Origin of the sequence: Streptomyces sp. NBC_01478 (assembly GCF_036227225.1) — a bacterium.
GTDB lineage: Bacteria > Actinomycetota > Actinomycetes > Streptomycetales > Streptomycetaceae > Streptomyces.
The window spans coordinates 682660-700949 of sequence record NZ_CP109444.1; the positions used below are offsets into that span (position 1 = coordinate 682660).

Here is an 18290-nt window from a genome sequence, read left to right on the forward strand (position 1 = left end):
GTTGATGTTCGCCCGGGGACGCGGGGAGCATCCAACACCGATACGGTGCCCTGTCATACCCGGTGGGTATCACAGAGGTAGGTTGTCGCCATGGACACCCTGGAGAGCCGCGAGCTGAGGTACTTCATGGCCGTCGCGGAGGAACTGCACTTCGGCCGCGCCGCCGAGCGTCTCGGCATGGCCCAGCCACCACTGTCCCGGGCGATCCAGCAACTCGAACGGCGCCTCGGCGTCTGTCTGTTGGAACGCAACCGCCGGGGCGTCTCCCTGACGGGTGCCGGGGAAGTACTGCTGTACGAGGGGCGCGCGGCCCTCGACGCGGCCACCGCCGCCGCGCGCCGTACGCGTCGCGCCGGTGGCGCCGACCGTCCGGGCGGCTCCCGCAACCGTCTGGTGCTGGCGGTGAAGGCCGCCGCGTCCCACGAGCTGCTGCAGAAGATCCTCGCCGCCTACGCGGCCGAGCCCGACGCCGCCGAGATCGAGGTGCTGCCGAGCGGCATGTGCGAGCAGGAGGAGATGCTGCGCGACGGCCGCGCCGACGTGGCCCTCATGCACGCGCCGTTCAACTCCCTCGCCGGGTTCGACAGCGAGGAACTCATGACCGAGGGACAGGTCGCCGTCCTGCCCGCCGGGCACCCCCTCGCCGCGCGGAAGTCCCTCTCCCTGGCCGACGTCACCGACGTTCCAGATCTTCCGCTCGCCCGCTGGCCCCGCCACGGCGGGTACGCGCCCGGCCCGGGCCCCGAGATCCACGACCAGACGCAACTGGCCCAACTGATCGCCCTCGGACGGACCATGGCCGTCTTCCCCGACTCCGCCCGCGCCTGGTTGTGGGCCGAGCACGCCGCCGTCCCCGTGATCGACGCACCGCAGGTCGTCACCCATATCGCCTGGCCCGCGCACAGCCGCTCGGTCGCCCTCGCCGGCCTGGTCCGTACGGCAGCACAGCTCTGATCCTCGCTCGCCTTCCCGTGCCGTCGACGCCCGCGCCGTCAGGCCGGATCGCTCGGCTTCGCCGCGGCCGCCAGGCTGGGCTGGAGGCGGCGGGCCACATTGAGGTGGTCGGCGGTCCAGATGATGCGGACGGCGGTCGCCGTGGCGTGTCCGTCGTCGCCGCGCAGGTCACGGCGCAGGGAGTGGACCAGGCGTGCCTCTTCCCCGGGGTCACGTGACAGCGGGGCGGGCACGGCGGTGTGCCGGCCGAGGCCGGCGGCCAGGTCGCGGTACCAGTCGGCCACCCGGTCGGCGTTCTCGAGCAGGGTGAGCCGGGCCTCGGACCGGTCGGGTTCGATCCGTTCCTCACCGCCGTTGCGCTGCCACAGTTCCAGTACCGCGTCCGAGGCGAGGCGCAGTCCTACGACCCCCGTGACCAGGGTGGTCATGTCGGACAGCCGTACCGGCTTCGCTCCCCGTTCGGCGAGGTAGCTGCGGAAGGCGTCGTCGAGCCGACGGGCCGCGGCGGCCGCCTGCCGGCCCGCCTCCAGCGGGGCATCGGTCGGCAGGCAGCCGATGCTGCAACGACTGGCCGCGTACTCCACCGTGTCGGCCAGGTAGCGGGCACTCTCGGTGTACGCGGCCGACAGCGCCCGGTCCACGGCGGCCGCGGCGCCGCGCGGCCAGAAGAACAGGCCCACCAGGACGCTCACCCCGCAGCCGAGGGCGATGTCCTCGATCCGCAGCAGCACGATGTGCCAGTCGGGGTCCTGGCCGATGTTGAACAGGATGACGAGCGTGACGGTGAAGGCCGCCTGCCCCGCCGCGAACGAGATGGCGGCCGGGGCGATGCCGGCGATGAGCACGGCGACGGGGAGCAGGAACCAGAGGACGGTGCTGTGGTGCCCGATGAGCTGGAGCAGTCCGGTCCCGATGAGTGAACCCGCGAGGGTGCCGCCCAGCGCCCGGAGCGCGTTCTGCCCGGTGTTGAGCGCGTTGGAACGCAGCACCGACAGCGTTCCCAGCAGGACCCAGAACGAGTGCTGGACGCTGGTCGCGTTCGCCAGGGCCACCGCGATGCCGAGGCCGAGCGCGCCCCGGAGGCTGTTGTGCAACCACACCGAGCGCGGTTCCAGGTGGGCGGCGGCGCGCTCGACGGCGGAGGCCAGCGGCTGGGTCAGTGCGCCGGGTTCCGTGCCCAGCAGCCGCTCCGGCCAACTGCGGCGCTCGGCAGCGGCGGCCAGGTCCACGTTGCCGGCGATCTGGAGGGTGGCGAACCCCAGCTCCTGGGCGCGGAACGACAGGTCGAGGGTTTCGATGAAGGCGCGGACCTCCGACTCCGTGCCGGGCTTCGGCCGGTGCACGGGCAACCGGTGGGTGGCGCGGATTTCCATGCCGTCCATGGCCGTACGGAGGTTCGCGAGGGCGGTGCGGAGGGCGTCGGGCGTGCTGTGCGGGGCGTCGAGGACGTCGGCCGCCGCGTCGAGGGTCGTGGCGGCCGCCCGTCGTACGGCGTGGGCGTCGGCGTCGCAGGCCGCGGGGTCCTCGTTCGGCGGGCCGCTGTCGGCCACGATGGCGCTGAGCCAGGTCAGTTCGTCGACCAGGCGGACCAGTGCGCGGGAGCCGGCCGACAGACCTGTGGGCCGGTAGAGCGCGGCGTCGAAGGCGGTGCGCAGGTCCGCCGCCGCGGCGGCGGCCTGACCGGCGGTGACCTCGCACTGCCGGGCGGTGACCGCGTCCGGCCCGCCGGCCAGCCATGAGGCGTCCGTACGCAGTTGTTCCGCGGCCGCGCGGCAGACCCGGGCGGCGGGTGCGCTGAGCGGGTCCGCGGCGGGCCGGGGCCACAGCAGGGAGATCGCGAGCATGGCCGCGACCGCCGCGAGGCCCGCTCCTGCCAGCCGGTCGGGCAGTTGGGACAGCGGGGCCGGCGAGGTCACCGGGAGGATGAAGGCCAGCAGCAGGGCGGTCGTCGCGCCCGCGAGGACGGAGCTGACCACACCGGAGAAGAGCACCAGGAAGCCCACCAGGACCATGACGGCGACCGCGAGCCACGTCGTCCGGGCCACCAGCGTGCCGAGACAGATGAGCACCGCCCAGGCCACGGCCAGCCCCACGTGCGCCCGCAGGCGCTGCACCATCGGGCCGGTGAACTCCACCAGCAGGAGCATCGAGAACGACCCGAACGCCGCGTAGGTCGCCATCGTCGAGGAGTGCAGCACCTGACTGCACAGGGCGAACAGAGCGGGCATCACCAGCGCGGTGCGCGCGGCCCGGCGGGTCGCCACGAGTCCCGGGTCGTGGTCGCGCAACCAGGTGGGGATCAGGTCGGCCAGGACGCGCCAAGGTGTCCGCATACGCACGCGCACCTCCTGTCGGCACAACGCCCAGGTACCCCACCGCTCACGAGTATCCGCCATTCACGGGCCCCGCACACCGCGCCGTCGCACCGGGCCGGCCCGGTCGCCGGATCGTGGGCCGCGGCGGGTCGGTCACGGTTCGATGACGAAGGGCCGTGGAGTGTGCGCCGCGGGCCTGTGCACCGTGTGGGCCACGACGGCGCTCGCCGCGTCCGACCACGGAACCGCACCGCAGGCGGTCGAGCAGTCCCGGACCGTGGTCCAGGAGGCCGCGAAACCGAAGACGGGCGCCGAGGACAGGACCAAGGACCAGCCGTCCGCGTCCGAGGAGAACCGACAGCTCGAATCCGCGGCACCTCAACTCCCGTTGCCACAAAGGGCGATGATGGTGGCCATGGCATTGTCGACGGCGTTCACGAAGTTGTTCGGTGTGCGGCACCCGGTCGCGTTGGCGCCGATGGGCGGGTCGGCCGGTGGTGCGCTGACCGCGGCCGTCTCGCGTGGTGGCGGGCTGGGGCTGTTGGGGAGTGGGAACGGTGAACGTAGCTGGCTGGCACGCGAGTTGGCCGTCGTCGCCGAGAACACGACGAAGCCCTGGGGAATCGGCTTCCTCACCTGGCAGATCGATGTCGACGCGGTCGAGCACGCGCTGGAACACCGCCCCGCGGCGGTGATGCTGTCGTTCGGGGACCCGAGCCCGTTCGCCGAACGGATCCGCCGGGCCGGTACGCCACTGATCATTCAGGTCACCGATCTGGAGGAGGCGAGGCGGGCGGTGGACCTGGGCGCCGACGTCATCGTGGCCCAGGGATCCGAGAGCGGCGGCCACGGAGCCCGTCACGGCCGCTCCACGCTGCCGTTCGTGCCGGTCGTGGTGGATCTGGCGGCGCCCGTGCCCGTACTGGCCGCCGGCGGGATCGCCGACGGCCGCGGCCTGGCCGCCGCACTCGCCCTCGGGGCCGCCGGAGCGCTCATCGGCACCCGCTTCCAGGCCACCACCGAAGCCCTGATCACCCCCTCGACCGCCGCGGCCATCGTGGAGGGGCACGGCGGAGACACCGAGCGGAACAGCATTCTCGACATCGCCCGGGGTTCCCGCTGGCCCTCGAAGTACACCGCCCGCACCCTCGGCCACCCCTTCCTCGACGCATGATCGGCCGCGAGACCGAACTCGCCACCGATCCCCACGCCCGGCAGGACTACCAACTCGCCCTGTCCCAGGGCGACATACCGCCGCTGCCCGTGTGGGCCGGCGAAGTCGTCGACCTCATCGACGACCTGCCGTCCGCGGCGGATCTCGTCACCGACCTCGCCGCACAGGCGGAAGCCGCGCTCGCCCGCGCCGGAAAGGGGTGAGCCGAGGCGTGCTCGCCGTCTCTCGGAATACAGAGGCCGCGTTCGCCGCTCTGTGCGGTGCCGCTCCAGTTCCGGCTTCTTCCGGACGCACCGACCGACACCGACACGCCCCAGACCCGACCGTGCCTCGTCTCCGCCAGCGTGTACCGCCCCTGCCCGCGGCGGTCCCTTGGTGCCATTCCCTCGCGCACGGTGCGAACCGCGTTCATGTCGCGACGGGTTTCCGGGCGAGGATCTGGATCCCCGTCGCCTCATGTCCGTTCATGGTGGGCACGGTGATGGTTCGGGTACCTACGGCCTCGAAACCGCCGAGCAGGGTGGTGAGCCAGTCACGGGAATGGTGGCGGCAGACGGCGCCGTCGTCGGTCTCGAACACGCCGTAGCGGCCGGAGTTGTCTGGTTGGGCGGAGTAGCGGTCGTAGCGGCGGCGGTTGCGGTCGTCGTCCTGGAGGAGAAGGTCGCTGACGTAGAGGAATCCGCCGGGCTTGAGGAGGCGGTTCAGCTCGGTGATCAGACGGCGTTGGGCTTCGTCGGCGGGGATGCAGGTGAGCACGGCGAAGAGCAGTACCGCGTCGAAGGCGGCGTCCGGGGAAGGCAGCGCCGGTGGGGTGTCCAGGGTGGCGAAGTGCAGGGCGGGGTGCAGGAGTTGGGCCCGTTCGATCATTGCCGGTGAGGTGTCGACGCCTGTCAGATTGCCGAAGCCGTGCTGTTCGAGTTCGTTCATGACGCGGCCGTAGCCGCATCCGTAGTCGAGAATCGCCGCCTGCCTGTTGATCCCGTCGAGCCAGGGCAGATGGAGTGGATGGGTGAACGTCTTCGTCGCCGCGACGGCGTCCCAGTACGGAATCCGGCGCTCCCCAGTGGTCACAGGCTCGCCAGCAGCCCGTCGAGCGGTGCCGGTACGCGCGCCGGGTCGAGGGCCTCGGTGAGTACCCGGCCGTAGCGGATCTTGCGCCCCTTCTTCGTGCCGAGGAAGCGTCTGAACTGCTGTTGCGGGGTGCGGCCCTGCTGGGCGGGCTGGCGCAGGAAGGTCTTCAGGGCGCGCAAGTCGCCTTCCGCGCCGACGAGTTCCTCCACCCGGGGCACGCCCAGCTCGCGGATGAGCTCGTCCTCCAGGTCCGCCGCGCAGACGAAGAAGCTGTGCTGTGTCGCACCGGCCTGTTCGAAACTGCGGGCGTAGTACGGGCTTTCCGCCTCGTCGCAGAGTCCCGTGAGGCGGAGGCCCAGGCCGGGTGAACCGAGGAGCCGGGCGTAGTGGCCGACGCTCATCGCACCGCCGATCGACAGGACGCAGACCCCCTCGGCGGCCAGGTTCCGGCCGCGGCGCTCCGCCAGCGCCTCGACGGCCGCCACGTCGCTGGGGCCTTCGAGCAGGACGGCCGTACGGACGGGCAGGCGCGCGGCCAACTCGTGCGCGGAGTCGCCGGGGCCACCTGTCGCCCACGCGGTGACCGCGTCGCGGAACGCCGCCATGTCTGTCATGGCACGAGTCTCGGCCCGTTCCGGCCGCGCCGCCAGTGAATTTCCGCAGCCACAGCGGACTTTCACAGCCACACCGTGCGGCGGTCAGCGCCGCACAGCCCTCACAGTCCTCAATTCTCCCCGGCTCCCAGCACATACAGCCCCGGAAGGTTCACCACGATCGCCTCCTGCGTGCTGCGCGCGATCACCACCACGGCCTCGCCGGCGGGGTCCGGGTTCTCCTCCCGGTGGGGCACGAACGGTGGGACGAAGATGTAGTCGCCGGGCGAGGTGCGCAGGCGTACTTCCTCCGGTTGTGCGCCCGTGTCGTCGAGGAAGACGAACTCGGGGTGTCCGCTCACCACGTAGATGGCGGTCTCGGACTCGCCGTGGTGATGGTCGGAGGAGGACGTGGAGGGGGCCACGTGGGTCTGGCCCATCCACAGCTTCTCGGAGCCGACCGTCCTGCCGCTCACCGCGGCGAACCTGCGCATGCCGCCGCTCTGCGCCGTGTCACCGTCGAGGGCGTCGGCGCGGATGTGGTGCAGACGGCTGCGCAGGGGGGCTGTCGACTGCCCTGCGGCGTCGTGGAGATGGGGGTGGAAACCTTCGCCGGGGGTGGTCAGCGGCTCGCTCATGGTGGGGGACGCTAGAGCCGCCCCGAAAAGGATGTCAAGAGGTGTCCATTGTCCTTCACCTGCGGCAATGTTCCCGCAATGTAGGAGGGGAGCGTGCGTGGAGAAGCGCCGGAAGCGCTCCTGACCGGGGCCGGGTCAGGCATTATGTGCGCATGCATATCTCCGCGAAGGCGGACTACGCCACGCGGGCCCTGTTGGAGCTCGCCTGCGAACCTGCCCGTCCGCTCACGTGCGAGGCGATCGCCTCCTCGCAGCAGATCCCGTTCCGGTTCCTGAAGTCCGTGGTGGGCGAGTTGCGCAGAGCCGGTCTGGTGCGCAGCCAGCGTGGCTGCGAGGGCGGCTACTGGCTCGGCCGGCCCGCCCACGAGATCACGCTCCTCGACGTCGCCCGCGCCGTGGACGGTGAGTTGATCACCCTGCGCGGCGAACCGCTGGCCGGGCTCGACTACCCCGGTCCGGCGGGCGGTCTGCCCGAGGTGTGGCGCCGGATCGAGGCGGACGCCGCCGCCGTGCTCGGCGGCACGACCCTGGCCACGCTGCTGCCCGCCACGACCGGCGAACACCGCGCGGCGGACGGGCAGTTGAGCCGCCGGGGAGCCGCATGACGGCCCCGGACCGACACCCCGCCCGCCTCCTCGAAGTCGTCGAGTACACCGACCCCCTGTGTCCCTGGGCCTGGGGATCCGAACCCGTCTTCCGCAGGCTGCGCGCGACCCTTGCCGGACAGGTCCACTGGCGTCGCGCGTACTGCATCCTCTTCGACCACGACGACGACCCCGCGCCCGACCCCGCCGCGGAGACCGCCTGGTACGCGCGCTACGTCGAGGACATCAGCGCCCACACACACGCCCCGCGAGCACCTCGCCTGAGCCGTGTGGCCGCGAGTTCCTGGCCCGCCTCCCTGGTCGCCAAGGCGGCCGAGGCCCAGGGCGCGGAGGTGGCCGACCGGGTGCTACGGCGGCTGCGGGAGAGCGTGTTCGTACTCGGGGAGCCGGCGGACACGCCCGAGTCGGCGCTGTCCGCGGTGGCCGGGGTGCCCGGCCTCGATGCCGGCCGGCTCGCGAGCGACGCGGCGTCGGACGACGTACTGGAGCGGGTGCGGGCCGACCGTGCCGAGGCGCGCAGGCCGGTCGGCGAAGTGCTGTCGGTGCGCGCCGACGGCTCGCCCCATCCAGGCGCCGCCAAGGAGACCCCCGACGGTCAACTCCGGTACGCGCTACCGACGTTGCTCCTGCGCACCGCCGGCGAACACCGCGTCGTTCCCGGCTGGCGGCCGTACGAGGAGTACGTCTCGGCGGTCACCGAACTCAGCCCCGCGCCGCTGCCCACGCCCACGACGCCGGCCCCGGCGGACGCGCTCGCGCGGTACCGGACCCTGACCGATCCGGAGCGCGTCCTGCTGACCGACGGCGGGTCATGGCCACCGGACGGTGCCGTTCGCGTCGACACGGGCAACGGGCCGTTGTGGCTGCACCCGGAGGAGGCCGCGACGCGTCCCGCCATAACCCCTGCCCCTCCCGCCGGGCCCTGACAGGGCTCTGATCAGCGGTCAGAGACCGTCCCGCCCAATGAGACACCAATTGGTGTCCATTGACAGTCTCCGAGGACCGGCCCCAGGATGTGCAGCATGCTCACGACGCACCCCGGTGTGGTGTGCCGCTACGTGGACCTGCGGCGCACCTGTAGCGCTCTCTGTCGCTGACCCGCCGCCCCCGGCCCACAGGCGCCTGACCCCGCTCCCGTAGGCATCGGCGCCCCACCGCCTCGCCGACCGGCGCCCGTCTTCCCGCGCCGCTCCCTTCGCGCTTCGTCGCCGTCTCTCCGCCTCCGTATCCCGGTTCCCTCCCGTGCTCCGCCGACGCCTCATGCCCTGGGCGCGGCATGCCCCCGTGCGCCTCGAAGCCGCATCGGCATGTCCGTCGACCCGGTCCGCGGTGTCCGGACCCGCGGGTCAGCCGCCCTCGCTCTCCTTCCGCTGCCCCGGCGCGGCCGGGAGCCCTCGAAGAAAGAAATCACGATGTCCGGACGACTCACGCCTCGCAGACCTCGGCCGGCCCTCCGCTCCGGCCGGCTGCGTGCCGCCGCCCTGGGGACCGCCCTCGCCACCGTGCTCGTCCCCGCCCTCAGCGCCTGCGGCGGCGACGCCTCGACGGCCGGCGGCAGCGCCACGCTGAAGTGGGCCTCCTCCTACTTCCCCACCCACTGGGACCCGGTCGTCAGCGGCAGCGGCGCCCAGTTCCGCGAACTCGCCCTGGTCTACGCGTCGTTGACCCGTACGGACGCGACCGGCAAGGCCGTGCCCGACCTGGCCAAGAGCTGGGAGTACAACGCCAAGGGCGACCAGATCACCTTCCATCTGCGCCCGGGCCTCAAGTTCAGCGACGGTCAGCCGGTCGACGCCGCCGCCGTGAAGGCCGCGATCGTCCGCGCCCAGAAGCAGAAGAACTCCGCGCTCTTCGGCGACCTCACCTCCATCAAGTCGGTGGACGCCAACGGCCTCGACGCGGTGCTCCACCTCAGCCAGGTCGACTACCAGATCCCCCAACTCCTCGGCGAGCGCGTGCTCCAGATCGCCAGCCCCAAGGCGGCCGCGTCTCCGGCCAAGCTGGACCAGAGCCCGGTCGGCGCGGGTCCGTTCATCGTCACGCAGCTCGTCCCGGGCACCAAGGTCCTCCTGAAGAAGAACCCGGACTACTGGGACGCCAAGGACATCCACATCGACAACGTCGAGCTGACCTCGGCCCCCGACGCGGCGACGGTCGTCTCCGGACTCCAGACCGGTGTCTACAACTTCGCCGACATCGCGCCCAGTCAGGCCGAAGCCGCGAAGAGGGCGGGCCTCGACGTCTTCGTCCAGCCCGGCTTCAACGCCAACAACCTCAGCCTCAACGTCAACAAGGCACCGTTCAACAACGACAAGGTCGTCGACGCGGTCCGCTACGCGATCAACCGCCAGGAGTTCGTCGACAAGCTGACGTTCGGGTACGGCTCGACGACCAACCAGCCGTTCCCCAAGGGTTATGTGGCCTACGACCCGCAGTCCGCGAACCACTACGCCTACGACCCGGCGAAGTCGAAGCAGTTGCTCTCGGAAGCCGGTTACAAGGCGGGCCAGCTCAAGCTGAACCTCGTCATCCCGGCCGAGGATCCCCAAGCGGAGGTCGTCCAGGCGCAGTTGGCGAAGGTCGGCATCACCGTCACCATCAAGGTCGACAAGAACTGGGCCACGCCGTTCTTCGCCAAGGACCTGACGTTCTCGCTGTACGGGACGACGGGGCGTGACTCCGCGGCGCAGACCCTGACCGCGCACTTCGGTCCGAACGGCCCGCTCAACCTCAGCTCGCCGTACGAGCCTTCGGGCTTCGAGGCGGCCATCGCCAAGGTCCGCCAGACCCCGCTGGACTCGCCCGACTACGCGAAGGTCCTCCAGGCGGCGACCCGGGCCGGCCTGCTGAGCAAGGCGCTGGTCTTCACCTACTCCTCGCCCAACCTCATCGCCAAGAGCAAGTCCATCTCCGCCCTGCCCAAGAACCCGGCCCACATCGACTGGACCGGCGTGACCATCTCCGGCAGCAACTGACACTCCGTCACCTCCCAAGCAGAGCCACTACAGAGAGGGGGCAAGCCATGACGACGACACAGGCACCGGCCACACCACCCGACGTGCGTCATCGGGGCGCCACGACCGGGGCGCGGCGCACGCTGGGCCGCGTCCTGGTCACCCTCGCCCGGTCGATCGCGATCTTCGTGCCCGTGTTCCTGGTCGCGACGTTCGTGACGTTCGCGCTGCGGTCGCTGAGCGGGCTCAGCCCGGCGCGGATCCAGTTGGGCGAGGAAGCAACTCCCGAAGCGGTAGCCAGAGTCGAAGCGCAGTGGGGCCTCAACCGGCCCTTCCTCGTGCAGTACGCGGACTGGCTGGGCGGTGTCCTGCACGGACAGCTCGGCACCAGTTGGACCAACGGCGCGGACATCTCCACCCTCATCGGCCTCGGCCTGGGCGTGAGTCTGTCGGTGGCGATCTTCGCGCTGCTCATCGGCGTGGTCGCGGGCTTCACGCTCGGTACGGTCGCCGCGCTGCGCCGTACGACGTGGATCGACCGGGCGATCACGGGCTTCGTCACGGTGATCTCGGTGATGCCGGCCTTCGTCGTCGGCATCGTGCTGGTCGCGGTGTTCGCGGTGGGACTGCATGTGTTCCCGTCCGCCGGATACATCCCGGCGGCGCAGGGGTTCGGTCCCTGGCTCGCCCATATCACCCTGCCCGCCGTCGCGTTGAGCTTCGACGTCGTCGCCGACGTCGCCCGCCAACTGCGCTCCAGTCTCATCGCCGCCTATCGCGAGAACTACGTGACGGGCGCGGTGGTACGGGGGCTGAGTCCGCGACGGATCTTCTTCGGGCATGTGCTGCGCAACGGCCTCGGCCCGGCGCTCGCCACGCTCGGTCTGAAGTTCCCGACCCTGGTCGGCGCCTCCGTCGTCACCGAGTGGATCTTCGGACTCCAGGGCTTCGGCCGGTTCGCGAACGACTCCGCGCAGGCCGGTGACGTACCGGCCGTCCAAGGTGTCCTCGTGGTGTCGATCGTCCTGGTCGTCGTCTTCAACCTGATCGTCAACCTGGTGCTGGCGCGTGTGACGCCGGCCTCGCAGCGGGGGGTGTGACCATGGGGCGCCGCGTGCTCTCCCTGACGTCCGGCCGGATCGCCCTGGTGATCCTGACCGTGATCGCCCTGCTCGCCCTCCTCGGCCCGGTCATCGCCCCGCACGACCCGCTGGCGACCGGTTCCGACACCCTCGCCGGCTCCTCGGGCGGGCACTGGCTGGGGACGGACTATCTCGGCCGCGATGTGCTGAGCCGACTGCTCGACGGCTCCCGGGTCAGCGTGCTCGGCGCCCTCGAGGTCGCCCTCACGGCACTGGGGGTCGGCGCGATTCCCGGAATCCTGTCGGTCTACTTCGGGCGGGTCTTCGAGTGGATCACCCTCCGGCTGACCGACACGCTGGTCGCGCTGCCCTTCCTGCTGTTCGCCGTCGCCGTGGTCGCGCTGCTCGGCAACGGCATCACGCAGGCGATGCTGGTCACCGGGGTGCTGGTGTCCCCGCTGTTCTACCGGGTGGCCCGCGCCGCCACGCTGGCCGTGGCCCGCTCGCCGTACGTGGAGGCGGCGATCGTCTCCGGCGCGTCCATCGGGTGGGTCGTGCGCCGGCACGTCTGGGTCAAGGTGCTGCCGCCGATCGCGGTCGCGCTCGCGCAGACCATCGGTGTCGGCTTCGTCATCGTCTCGTCCCTGACCTTCCTGGGGATCGGCGTCCAGCCGCCCGCGCCCACCTGGGGCGGCCTGCTCGCCTCGGACCTCGGCTACCTCACCCAGAAGCCGTGGGCACCGCTGGTCCCCGCCCTGCTGATCATGATCACCGTCTGGGCCTGCAATCTCCTCGCCGACGCGATCCGTGACGTCTCCGGCGAGGCGGGCCGCGCCCTGGTCAACAACCGCAAGGCGCGCGCCCATCGCCTCGCCGGGACCGACTCCGATGCCGACCTCGCTCACGTGCACGCAGGAGGTGCGTGATGGCCAGTCCCTCCACGAAGGTCCTGACGGAACCCGCGACGTCGGGTCCCGCGGAACCCGTCCACGCGCCGGCCGCCCCCTCGACGCCCGTCCTGTCCGTACGCGACGTCCGCATCAGCGACCGGGCGGCCGGACGGGAGATCGTCCACGGCGTCGACTTCACGCTCACACCCGGCAGTTCCGTCGGCATCGTCGGCGAGTCCGGCAGCGGCAAGACCCTCACCTGCCGGGCCACGCTGGGCATCCTGCCCGCCCACTTCGAGGTCACCGCGGGCTCGATCGAGATCGACGGCCAGGACATCTCCGGCCTCTCGTCGGACCGGTGGACGGCCCTGCGCGGCGCCACGATCAGCGCGGTCTTCCAGGACCCGGCGTCGTATCTCAACCCCTCGATCCGGGTGGGCGCGCAGATCGCCGAAGTCCTGCGCGTCAAGAAGGGCCTCAAGCGCCGCGAGGCACGCCGGCGGACGATCGAACTGCTCCACGCCGTGCACCTGCGCGACCCGGAGCTGGTCTCCACCCAGTACACCTTCGAGCTCTCCGGCGGCATGCTCCAACGCGTCCTCATCGCGGCCGCGATCGCCGCCGACCCGCGCGTCCTCATCGCCGACGAGGCCACCACCGCGCTCGACGTCACCGTCCAGGCCGAGATCCTCGACCTGCTGGCCGATCTGCGCGAACGCACCGGGCTGGCGCTGGTCCTGGTCTCCCACGACCTGGCCGTCGTCGCCCAGCTCTGCGACGAGGTCCTCGTCATGCGGCAGGGCGAGGTGGTCGAACAGGGCCCGACGCACGAGGTGTTGCACAACCCGCGGCACGAATACACCCGGCTGTTGATCGCCGAGCACGAGCAGTACGGCCTGGACAAGTTCCTCGCCGCAGAGGTCACCGAGGTCGCGGAGGCGGAAGCATGAGCACAGAGCACACCGACCCCGTCCTCGAGGTCACCGACCTGGAGGTGCACTACGGCCTCCGTCGACGCCGCCGCCGTGCCCTGCACGGTGTCTCGCTGAGCATCGCGCCGGGCGAGACCGTCGGGATCATCGGCGAGACCGGCTCCGGCAAGTCGACGCTCGCACGGGCCGCGCTCGGCCTGGTGCGCGCCTCGGCCGGGTCGATCGTCATCGACGGCGAGGAGGTCGGCGCGTACGGCCATCGCCAGTGGCGCGCGCTGCGGCGCCGAGGGGTGATCCAGTACGTCTTCCAGGACCCGCTGCGCAGTCTCGACCCGGACGTGACGATCGAGACGTCCCTGGCAGAACCGCTGCTCATCCAGGGCGTGTCCCGGCAGGAGGCGGCGACGCGGGTGCGCGCGTTCCTGGACCGGGTCCGGCTCTCCGAGGAGCTGCTCGACCGGCTGCCGGGCGAGTTGTCCGGTGGCCAGCGTCAACGCGTCGCGGTGGCGCGGGCGTTGGTGACCGAGCCGCGGCTGGTCATCCTCGACGAACCGGTCAGTGCGCTCGACTCCGCCAACCGCGTGCAGATCCTCCAGATCCTCAAGGAACTCCGCGCCGACGGCGTCGCCCTCGTCTTCATCTCGCACGACCTCGGGTCCGTCGCCGGGGTCGCCGACCGCATCGCCGTCCTCTACCAGGGCGAGTTGGTCGAGGTCGGCGCCGCCGCCGACGTCATCAACCAGCCGCGGCACGTCTACACGCGCCTACTCGTCCGCTCCGCGCCGACCCTGCACAGCGCGGCAGCCGACCGCGCCGAACGCGAGGCCCTGCGCGCCCTGCTGCACGTCTGACACCCACGCCCGACGACCGCGCGCCTGACGCCCCCTCAACTTCCCTTCACAGAACAGGAACTGCCATGTCCCGCACGCTCCACCTCGCCCTCCACCCCTACGGTGTCGGCGGTCCCGGCCAGCACGGACTGTGGAAGGACCCGCGCGTCGCGAAGAACGCGAGCATCGACATCAACTACTACATCCGGCTGGCGCAGGCGGCCGAACACGCCCTGTTCGACGCCCTGTTCATCGTCGACAGCCAGTTCATCAACTCGACCTACCCGGCGCACTATCTCAACCGCCTGGAACCGCTGACCCTGTTGTCGGCCGTGGCCACCCACACCCGGCACCTCGGCCTGGTGGGCACGGCGAGTTCGACGTACAACTCGCCCTTCAACCTCGCCCGGCGCTTCGCCTCCCTCGACCACATCAGCGGCGGCCGGGCCGGCTGGAACGTGGTGACCAGCTTCGACACCGGCACCGCGCGGAACTTCGGGCTCGACGAGCACCTCGACTACGCCACCCGCTACGGCCGTGCCCTGGAGTTCGTGCAGGCCGCGCGCGGGCTGTGGGACTCGTACGAGGACGACGCGTTCCCCGCCGACGTCGAGCGGGGCGTCTTCCTCGACCCGACGAAGCTGCACGAACTCGGCCACGCGGGCGAGCACTTCAAGATCGCGGGCCCGCTGAACCTCTCCCGCTCCCCGCAGGGCCAGCCGGTGATCTTCCAGGCCGGAGTGTCCGAGGAGGGCCGTGATCTGGCCGCGCAGGTCGCCGAGGGCATCTTCGCGCCCGGGGGCACCCTGGAGTCGGCGCGGGACTACTACGCCGACGTCAAGAAGCGCGCGGCCGCCTACGGCCGCGACCCCGAGCACGTCAAGATCCTCATCCACGGCGGCCCGGTCGTCGCCGCCACCGACGAGGCGGCGCGCCGTCGCGAGCGGGAGATCTTCGAGGAGGACGACGACTTCAGCCGCAACCTCGCGCTGCTGGGCCGGTCCTTCGGGGCGTACGACTTCAGCGTGCACGACCTGGACGCGCCCTTCCCCGATGTCGCCCACCTCGCCGAGAAGGGCGGACGCACCGGCGCCTCGCAGCTCATCGAGCGGGCGAGGACCGAGAACCTGACCCTGCGTCAAGTTGCCGAGTCCGTCAACCAGTTCCGTCAGTCGCCGTTCGTCGGGGACCCGGGGACCGTGGCCGACACCATCCAGCAGTGGTTCGACGCTCGCGCCTTCGACGGCATCAACCTCGCCTTCCGCACCGAGGAGGAGCTGACCTACTTCGTCGACAGTGTCGTCCCGATCCTGCAGAAGCGCGGCCTGTTCCGCACCGAGTACACGTCCGACACCCTGCGCGGCAACCTCGGTCTGCCGATCCCGGCCAACCGTCACTCCCGCGAGCGCCAGCTCGTGAACGACTGAGGCCGCGCGATGACCGAACGGACAGAGGCCGCGCGATGACCGGACTGTCGGCGACGGGGGGCCGTGACGTCCACACCGTCCGTTTCCCCGCCGCCGCTCCCCCGGCGACCGTCGACGTCCTCGTCGTCGGCGCTGGCCCGGTCGGCCTGGCGGCGGCCGTCGAGCTGACCTCGCGCGGTGTCGAGGTCGCCGTCGTCGACCGCGCCCCGGCCGCGACGCTGGTGCGGGCCGGCGCGATGGGCCACACCCCGCGTGTCGTGGAGCATCTGCGGCGCTGGGGACTGCTCCAGCGCGTCCGGGACGCGTGGACGTACCCGCCGGAATGGCACCGGGGGACCCGGCTGGTCACCTCTCTCGCCGGACACGAACTGGTGCCGGTGCCCGCCCCCTCGTTCACCGACAGGGCGAGCACCGCCGGGCACTCGGCCGACGAGGCACTGCGCCGCCCGCAGACCGTGTTCCAGCGGGTGTTCCTCGACCACCTGACGGAGCAGCACGTCAGTGTGTCCGGCGGCTGGGAGCTGACCGGTCTGCGCGAGGACGCGAACGGCGTCGAAGCGGAGGTGGTGGAGGCCGACTCCGGCCGCTCGCACACCATTCGGGCCGCCTACGTCCTCGGCACCGACGGAGGCAGCAGCACCACGCGGCGCCTGGCCGGCATCGGCCGTACGGGCGAGCACGCCACCGAGAAGCGGCTGCGGCTCATCGTCCGCACCGGTGACATCGCCGACCGGGTGGGGCCCGCGCCGAGCGCGACGAACATCGTCGTCAACGCCCGCGCGTCCGGCTTCCTGGCCGCCGTGAGCGCGCGGGAGTGGCGGGTGTACGCCGGGCCGTATCCGCTCGAACACGAGCCCAGTGAGGGCGAGTTGCTGGAGGTCGGCCGGGCCGCGTTCGGCTTGGACATCGATCTGGAGCTGGTGTCCGTGACGACTTTTTACCACGCCACCCGGATCGCGGAGACGTTCCGGCGCGGCCGGGTCCTGCTCGCCGGTGACGCCGCCCATGTCCGCACGCCCGGCGGCAACCTGGGCGAGGGCATCGGCGATGTCGTCAACCTGGGCTGGAAGCTCGCGGCGGTGCTCGACGGGCACGCCCCGCCGAGCCTGCTCGACTCCTACGACCAGGAGCGTCGCCCGCACAACTGGCGTGTCGCCGACCACTCGTTGGAGCGGGCGCGCCGCGCGGAGGCCACCCTGGCCGAGATCCGGGCCGGCGGGATTCCCGACGACACGGACCTCGGCGACGAGGCCGTGCGGCGGCGGGCGGAGATCGGCGCGCGGCTGCGCCAGGACCGGTTCGGCAGTGACGGGGTCGCCTTCGACGAGCGGTACGACGCCTCGGCGGTCGTCTGGTACGAACCCGGCCGGCTCGACACCGAACAGCCGTGGCGCGCCGACGTGTACGAGGACGATCCGCGCCCGGGTCACCGTGCGCCGGACGGCCCCGTCGACCCGAGCGGCGGCACGCTCTACGACCGCCTCGGCACCTCGTTCGGCCTGCTGGTCCTCACCGAGGACCGAACCGTCGAGCGGGCCTTCATCGCCGAAGTCGCCGCGCGTGGGCTGCCGTTCACGGTCGTCCACCTCACGGACCCGGCGGCGCGGGCCGTCTACGGCACGACCAACGTCCTGATCCGCCCCGACCAGCACGTCGTCTGGCGCGGCACCCGGCTGCCCGACGCGGGCGCCGCCGCCGTACTCGACCAGGCGCTGGGACAGGCCGGGGCGACGGCGGCACGCACGCCCACCCCGGTCTCCACCGCAGCCTGGCACCGAAAGGCCATCACCCCATGACGAGCGAGAGACCACGCTTCCGGCTCGGTTTCCTCACCCACGTCCAGGGCCGCGACGCCGACATCGCCCGCACCTACCGCAATGCCCAGGAACTCTTCGTCGTGGCCGACGAGTTGGGCTTCGACGTCGGCTGGGTCGCCCAGCACCACGTCCCCCTCGGCGGCGGGCTCTCCTCCCCCTGGACCTTCCTCGCCCACGCGGCGGCCCGCACGAGCCGTATCCGGCTCGGCACCGCCGTCACCGTCCTTCCGCTGGAGGACCCGGTCCGGCTCGCCGAGGACATCGCCACCGTCGACACGCTCAGCGGGGGCCGTGTGGAGTTCGGCGCGGGCAGCGGATCGAGCGAGGTGGAGTACGCGGCGTTCGGCAAGAACGTGGCCCGCAAGCGTGAACTGACCAGCGTGAACCTCGACATCGTGCGGCAGGCCCTCGGCCGTCGCGAGGTGGGCACGGCCGGCTTCCGCATCCAGCCCAGGCCGGGCGACTTCAACGACCGTGTCTGGCAAGGGGTGTTCAGCGCGCAGGGCGCCGAGTACGCGGCGCGGAGCGGTTCGCATCTGCTGCTGAACCGGGCGGCCTACGGCTTCGACGCCCCCACCGACGAGGTCCAACGCCCTTGGGTCGACGCCTACTTGGCCGCCTGGAACCAGCCGCACGCACCGCGCATCGGCCTCTCGCGCTTCGTGTTCCCGGCCAAGGACCGGCGCACCGCGCTCGCGGCGATCGGCGACGACGTCCACCGTGCGGCGCTGCGCATGGCGGAGCACGGCGCGTTCCCCGAGGGCCTCGACCAGGAAGAGGCGTTGCGCCGCTTCCACTCCTTCTACGGCCATCCCGAGGAGATCGTCGCGGCGCTCGGGCAGGAGCGGGTGCTGCCCGTCGCGACGGACCTGATCACCCAGTTCAACCCCGCCGTCTCCGACCACGACGCCGCCGTCCGCGCCCTCGAACTCATCGCGACCGACGTGGCACCCGCGTTGGGCTGGAAGCCCGCGCGGGCGGCCGAACCCGCATCAGCAGGAGTGTGAA

At 71.6% G+C, this 18290-nt stretch carries 17 protein-coding genes; 13 read left to right on the forward strand and 4 right to left on the reverse strand.

The annotated features are described in order from the left end of the window. Window positions 1-90 precede the first annotated feature (90 nt). Complete coding sequence (locus OG223_RS03020) at window positions 91-954, forward strand: LysR family transcriptional regulator (protein ID WP_329241878.1); 864 nt, start codon at window positions 91-93, stop codon at window positions 952-954. Window positions 955-992: 38 nt separating this feature from the next. Here the strand turns inward: OG223_RS03020 and OG223_RS03025 are convergent, their stop codons facing one another. Beyond that, complete coding sequence (locus OG223_RS03025; protein WP_329241881.1) at window positions 993-3287, reverse strand: FUSC family protein; 2295 nt, start codon at window positions 3285-3287, stop codon at window positions 993-995. A 145-nt stretch (window positions 3288-3432) separates the two neighbouring features. On the opposite strand from OG223_RS03025, the gene OG223_RS03030 reads away from it, so the two are divergent. Next, on the forward strand, window positions 3433-4443 hold the full coding sequence (locus OG223_RS03030) for a nitronate monooxygenase (protein WP_329241883.1): 1011 nt from the start codon (window positions 3433-3435) through the stop codon (window positions 4441-4443). Beyond that, window positions 4440-4646 (forward strand): hypothetical protein, encoded by a 207-nt coding sequence (locus OG223_RS03035; protein ID WP_329241884.1) that lies wholly within the window; start codon window positions 4440-4442, stop codon window positions 4644-4646. Before OG223_RS03030 ends, OG223_RS03035 begins: the two co-directional genes overlap by 4 nt. Window positions 4647-4851: 205 nt before the next feature. On the opposite strand, the gene OG223_RS03040 is transcribed toward OG223_RS03035, so the two are convergent. From OG223_RS03040 to OG223_RS03050, 3 genes are all read right to left on the reverse strand, one after another. Next, entirely contained in the window at window positions 4852-5514 is a 663-nt protein-coding gene (locus tag OG223_RS03040) for a class I SAM-dependent methyltransferase (protein ID WP_329241887.1), read from the reverse strand. Beyond that, on the reverse strand, window positions 5511-6128 hold the full coding sequence (locus tag OG223_RS03045; protein ID WP_329241890.1) for a TOPRIM nucleotidyl transferase/hydrolase domain-containing protein: 618 nt from the start codon (window positions 6126-6128) through the stop codon (window positions 5511-5513). The genes OG223_RS03040 and OG223_RS03045 overlap by 4 nt, the downstream gene beginning before the upstream one ends. 110 nt (window positions 6129-6238) lie before the next feature. Next, window positions 6239-6745, reverse strand: coding sequence for a cupin domain-containing protein (locus OG223_RS03050; RefSeq protein ID WP_329241892.1), 507 nt, complete (start codon window positions 6743-6745; stop codon window positions 6239-6241). Window positions 6746-6897: 152 nt separating this feature from the next. Here OG223_RS03050 and OG223_RS03055 point away from each other — a divergent pair, with 152 nt between their 5' ends. The 10 genes from OG223_RS03055 (at window position 6898) to OG223_RS03100 (ending at window position 18289) form a co-directional block, all read left to right on the forward strand. Beyond that, window positions 6898-7350 carry an RrF2 family transcriptional regulator gene (locus OG223_RS03055; protein ID WP_329241895.1) on the forward strand — a complete coding sequence of 151 codons (453 nt, stop codon included), beginning with the start codon at window positions 6898-6900 and terminating at the stop codon, window positions 7348-7350. Continuing rightward, a complete protein-coding gene (locus OG223_RS03060) occupies window positions 7347-8276 on the forward strand; it encodes a DsbA family oxidoreductase (protein WP_329241898.1) in 930 nt (309 codons plus the stop codon). The genes OG223_RS03055 and OG223_RS03060 overlap by 4 nt, the downstream gene beginning before the upstream one ends. A 486-nt stretch (window positions 8277-8762) precedes the next feature. Further along, window positions 8763-10325 (forward strand): ABC transporter substrate-binding protein, encoded by a 1563-nt coding sequence (locus OG223_RS03065; protein ID WP_329241900.1) that lies wholly within the window; start codon window positions 8763-8765, stop codon window positions 10323-10325. 47 nt (window positions 10326-10372) lie between these two features. Continuing rightward, window positions 10373-11404 carry an ABC transporter permease gene (locus tag OG223_RS03070; RefSeq protein WP_329241903.1) on the forward strand — a complete coding sequence of 344 codons (1032 nt, stop codon included), beginning with the start codon at window positions 10373-10375 and terminating at the stop codon, window positions 11402-11404. Window positions 11405-11406: 2 nt separating this feature from the next. Beyond that, window positions 11407-12312: an ABC transporter permease gene (locus tag OG223_RS03075; protein WP_329241906.1), complete on the forward strand. Its 906-nt coding sequence runs from the start codon at window positions 11407-11409 to the stop codon at window positions 12310-12312. Beyond that, window positions 12312-13226 (forward strand): ABC transporter ATP-binding protein, encoded by a 915-nt coding sequence (locus OG223_RS03080; protein ID WP_329241909.1) that lies wholly within the window; start codon window positions 12312-12314, stop codon window positions 13224-13226. Before OG223_RS03075 ends, OG223_RS03080 begins: the two co-directional genes overlap by 1 nt. Then, window positions 13223-14059: an ABC transporter ATP-binding protein gene (locus OG223_RS03085; protein WP_329241911.1), complete on the forward strand. Its 837-nt coding sequence runs from the start codon at window positions 13223-13225 to the stop codon at window positions 14057-14059. The genes OG223_RS03080 and OG223_RS03085 overlap by 4 nt, the downstream gene beginning before the upstream one ends. A 65-nt stretch (window positions 14060-14124) precedes the next feature. Then, window positions 14125-15465 (forward strand): LLM class flavin-dependent oxidoreductase, encoded by a 1341-nt coding sequence (locus OG223_RS03090; RefSeq protein WP_329241912.1) that lies wholly within the window; start codon window positions 14125-14127, stop codon window positions 15463-15465. A gap of 35 nt (window positions 15466-15500) precedes the next feature. Further along, entirely contained in the window at window positions 15501-17261 is a 1761-nt protein-coding gene (locus OG223_RS03095; RefSeq protein WP_329241914.1) for an FAD-dependent monooxygenase, read from the forward strand. Continuing rightward, window positions 17258-18289 (forward strand): LLM class flavin-dependent oxidoreductase, encoded by a 1032-nt coding sequence (locus tag OG223_RS03100; protein WP_329241916.1) that lies wholly within the window; start codon window positions 17258-17260, stop codon window positions 18287-18289. The genes OG223_RS03095 and OG223_RS03100 overlap by 4 nt, the downstream gene beginning before the upstream one ends. Window position 18290 lies beyond the last annotated feature (1 nt).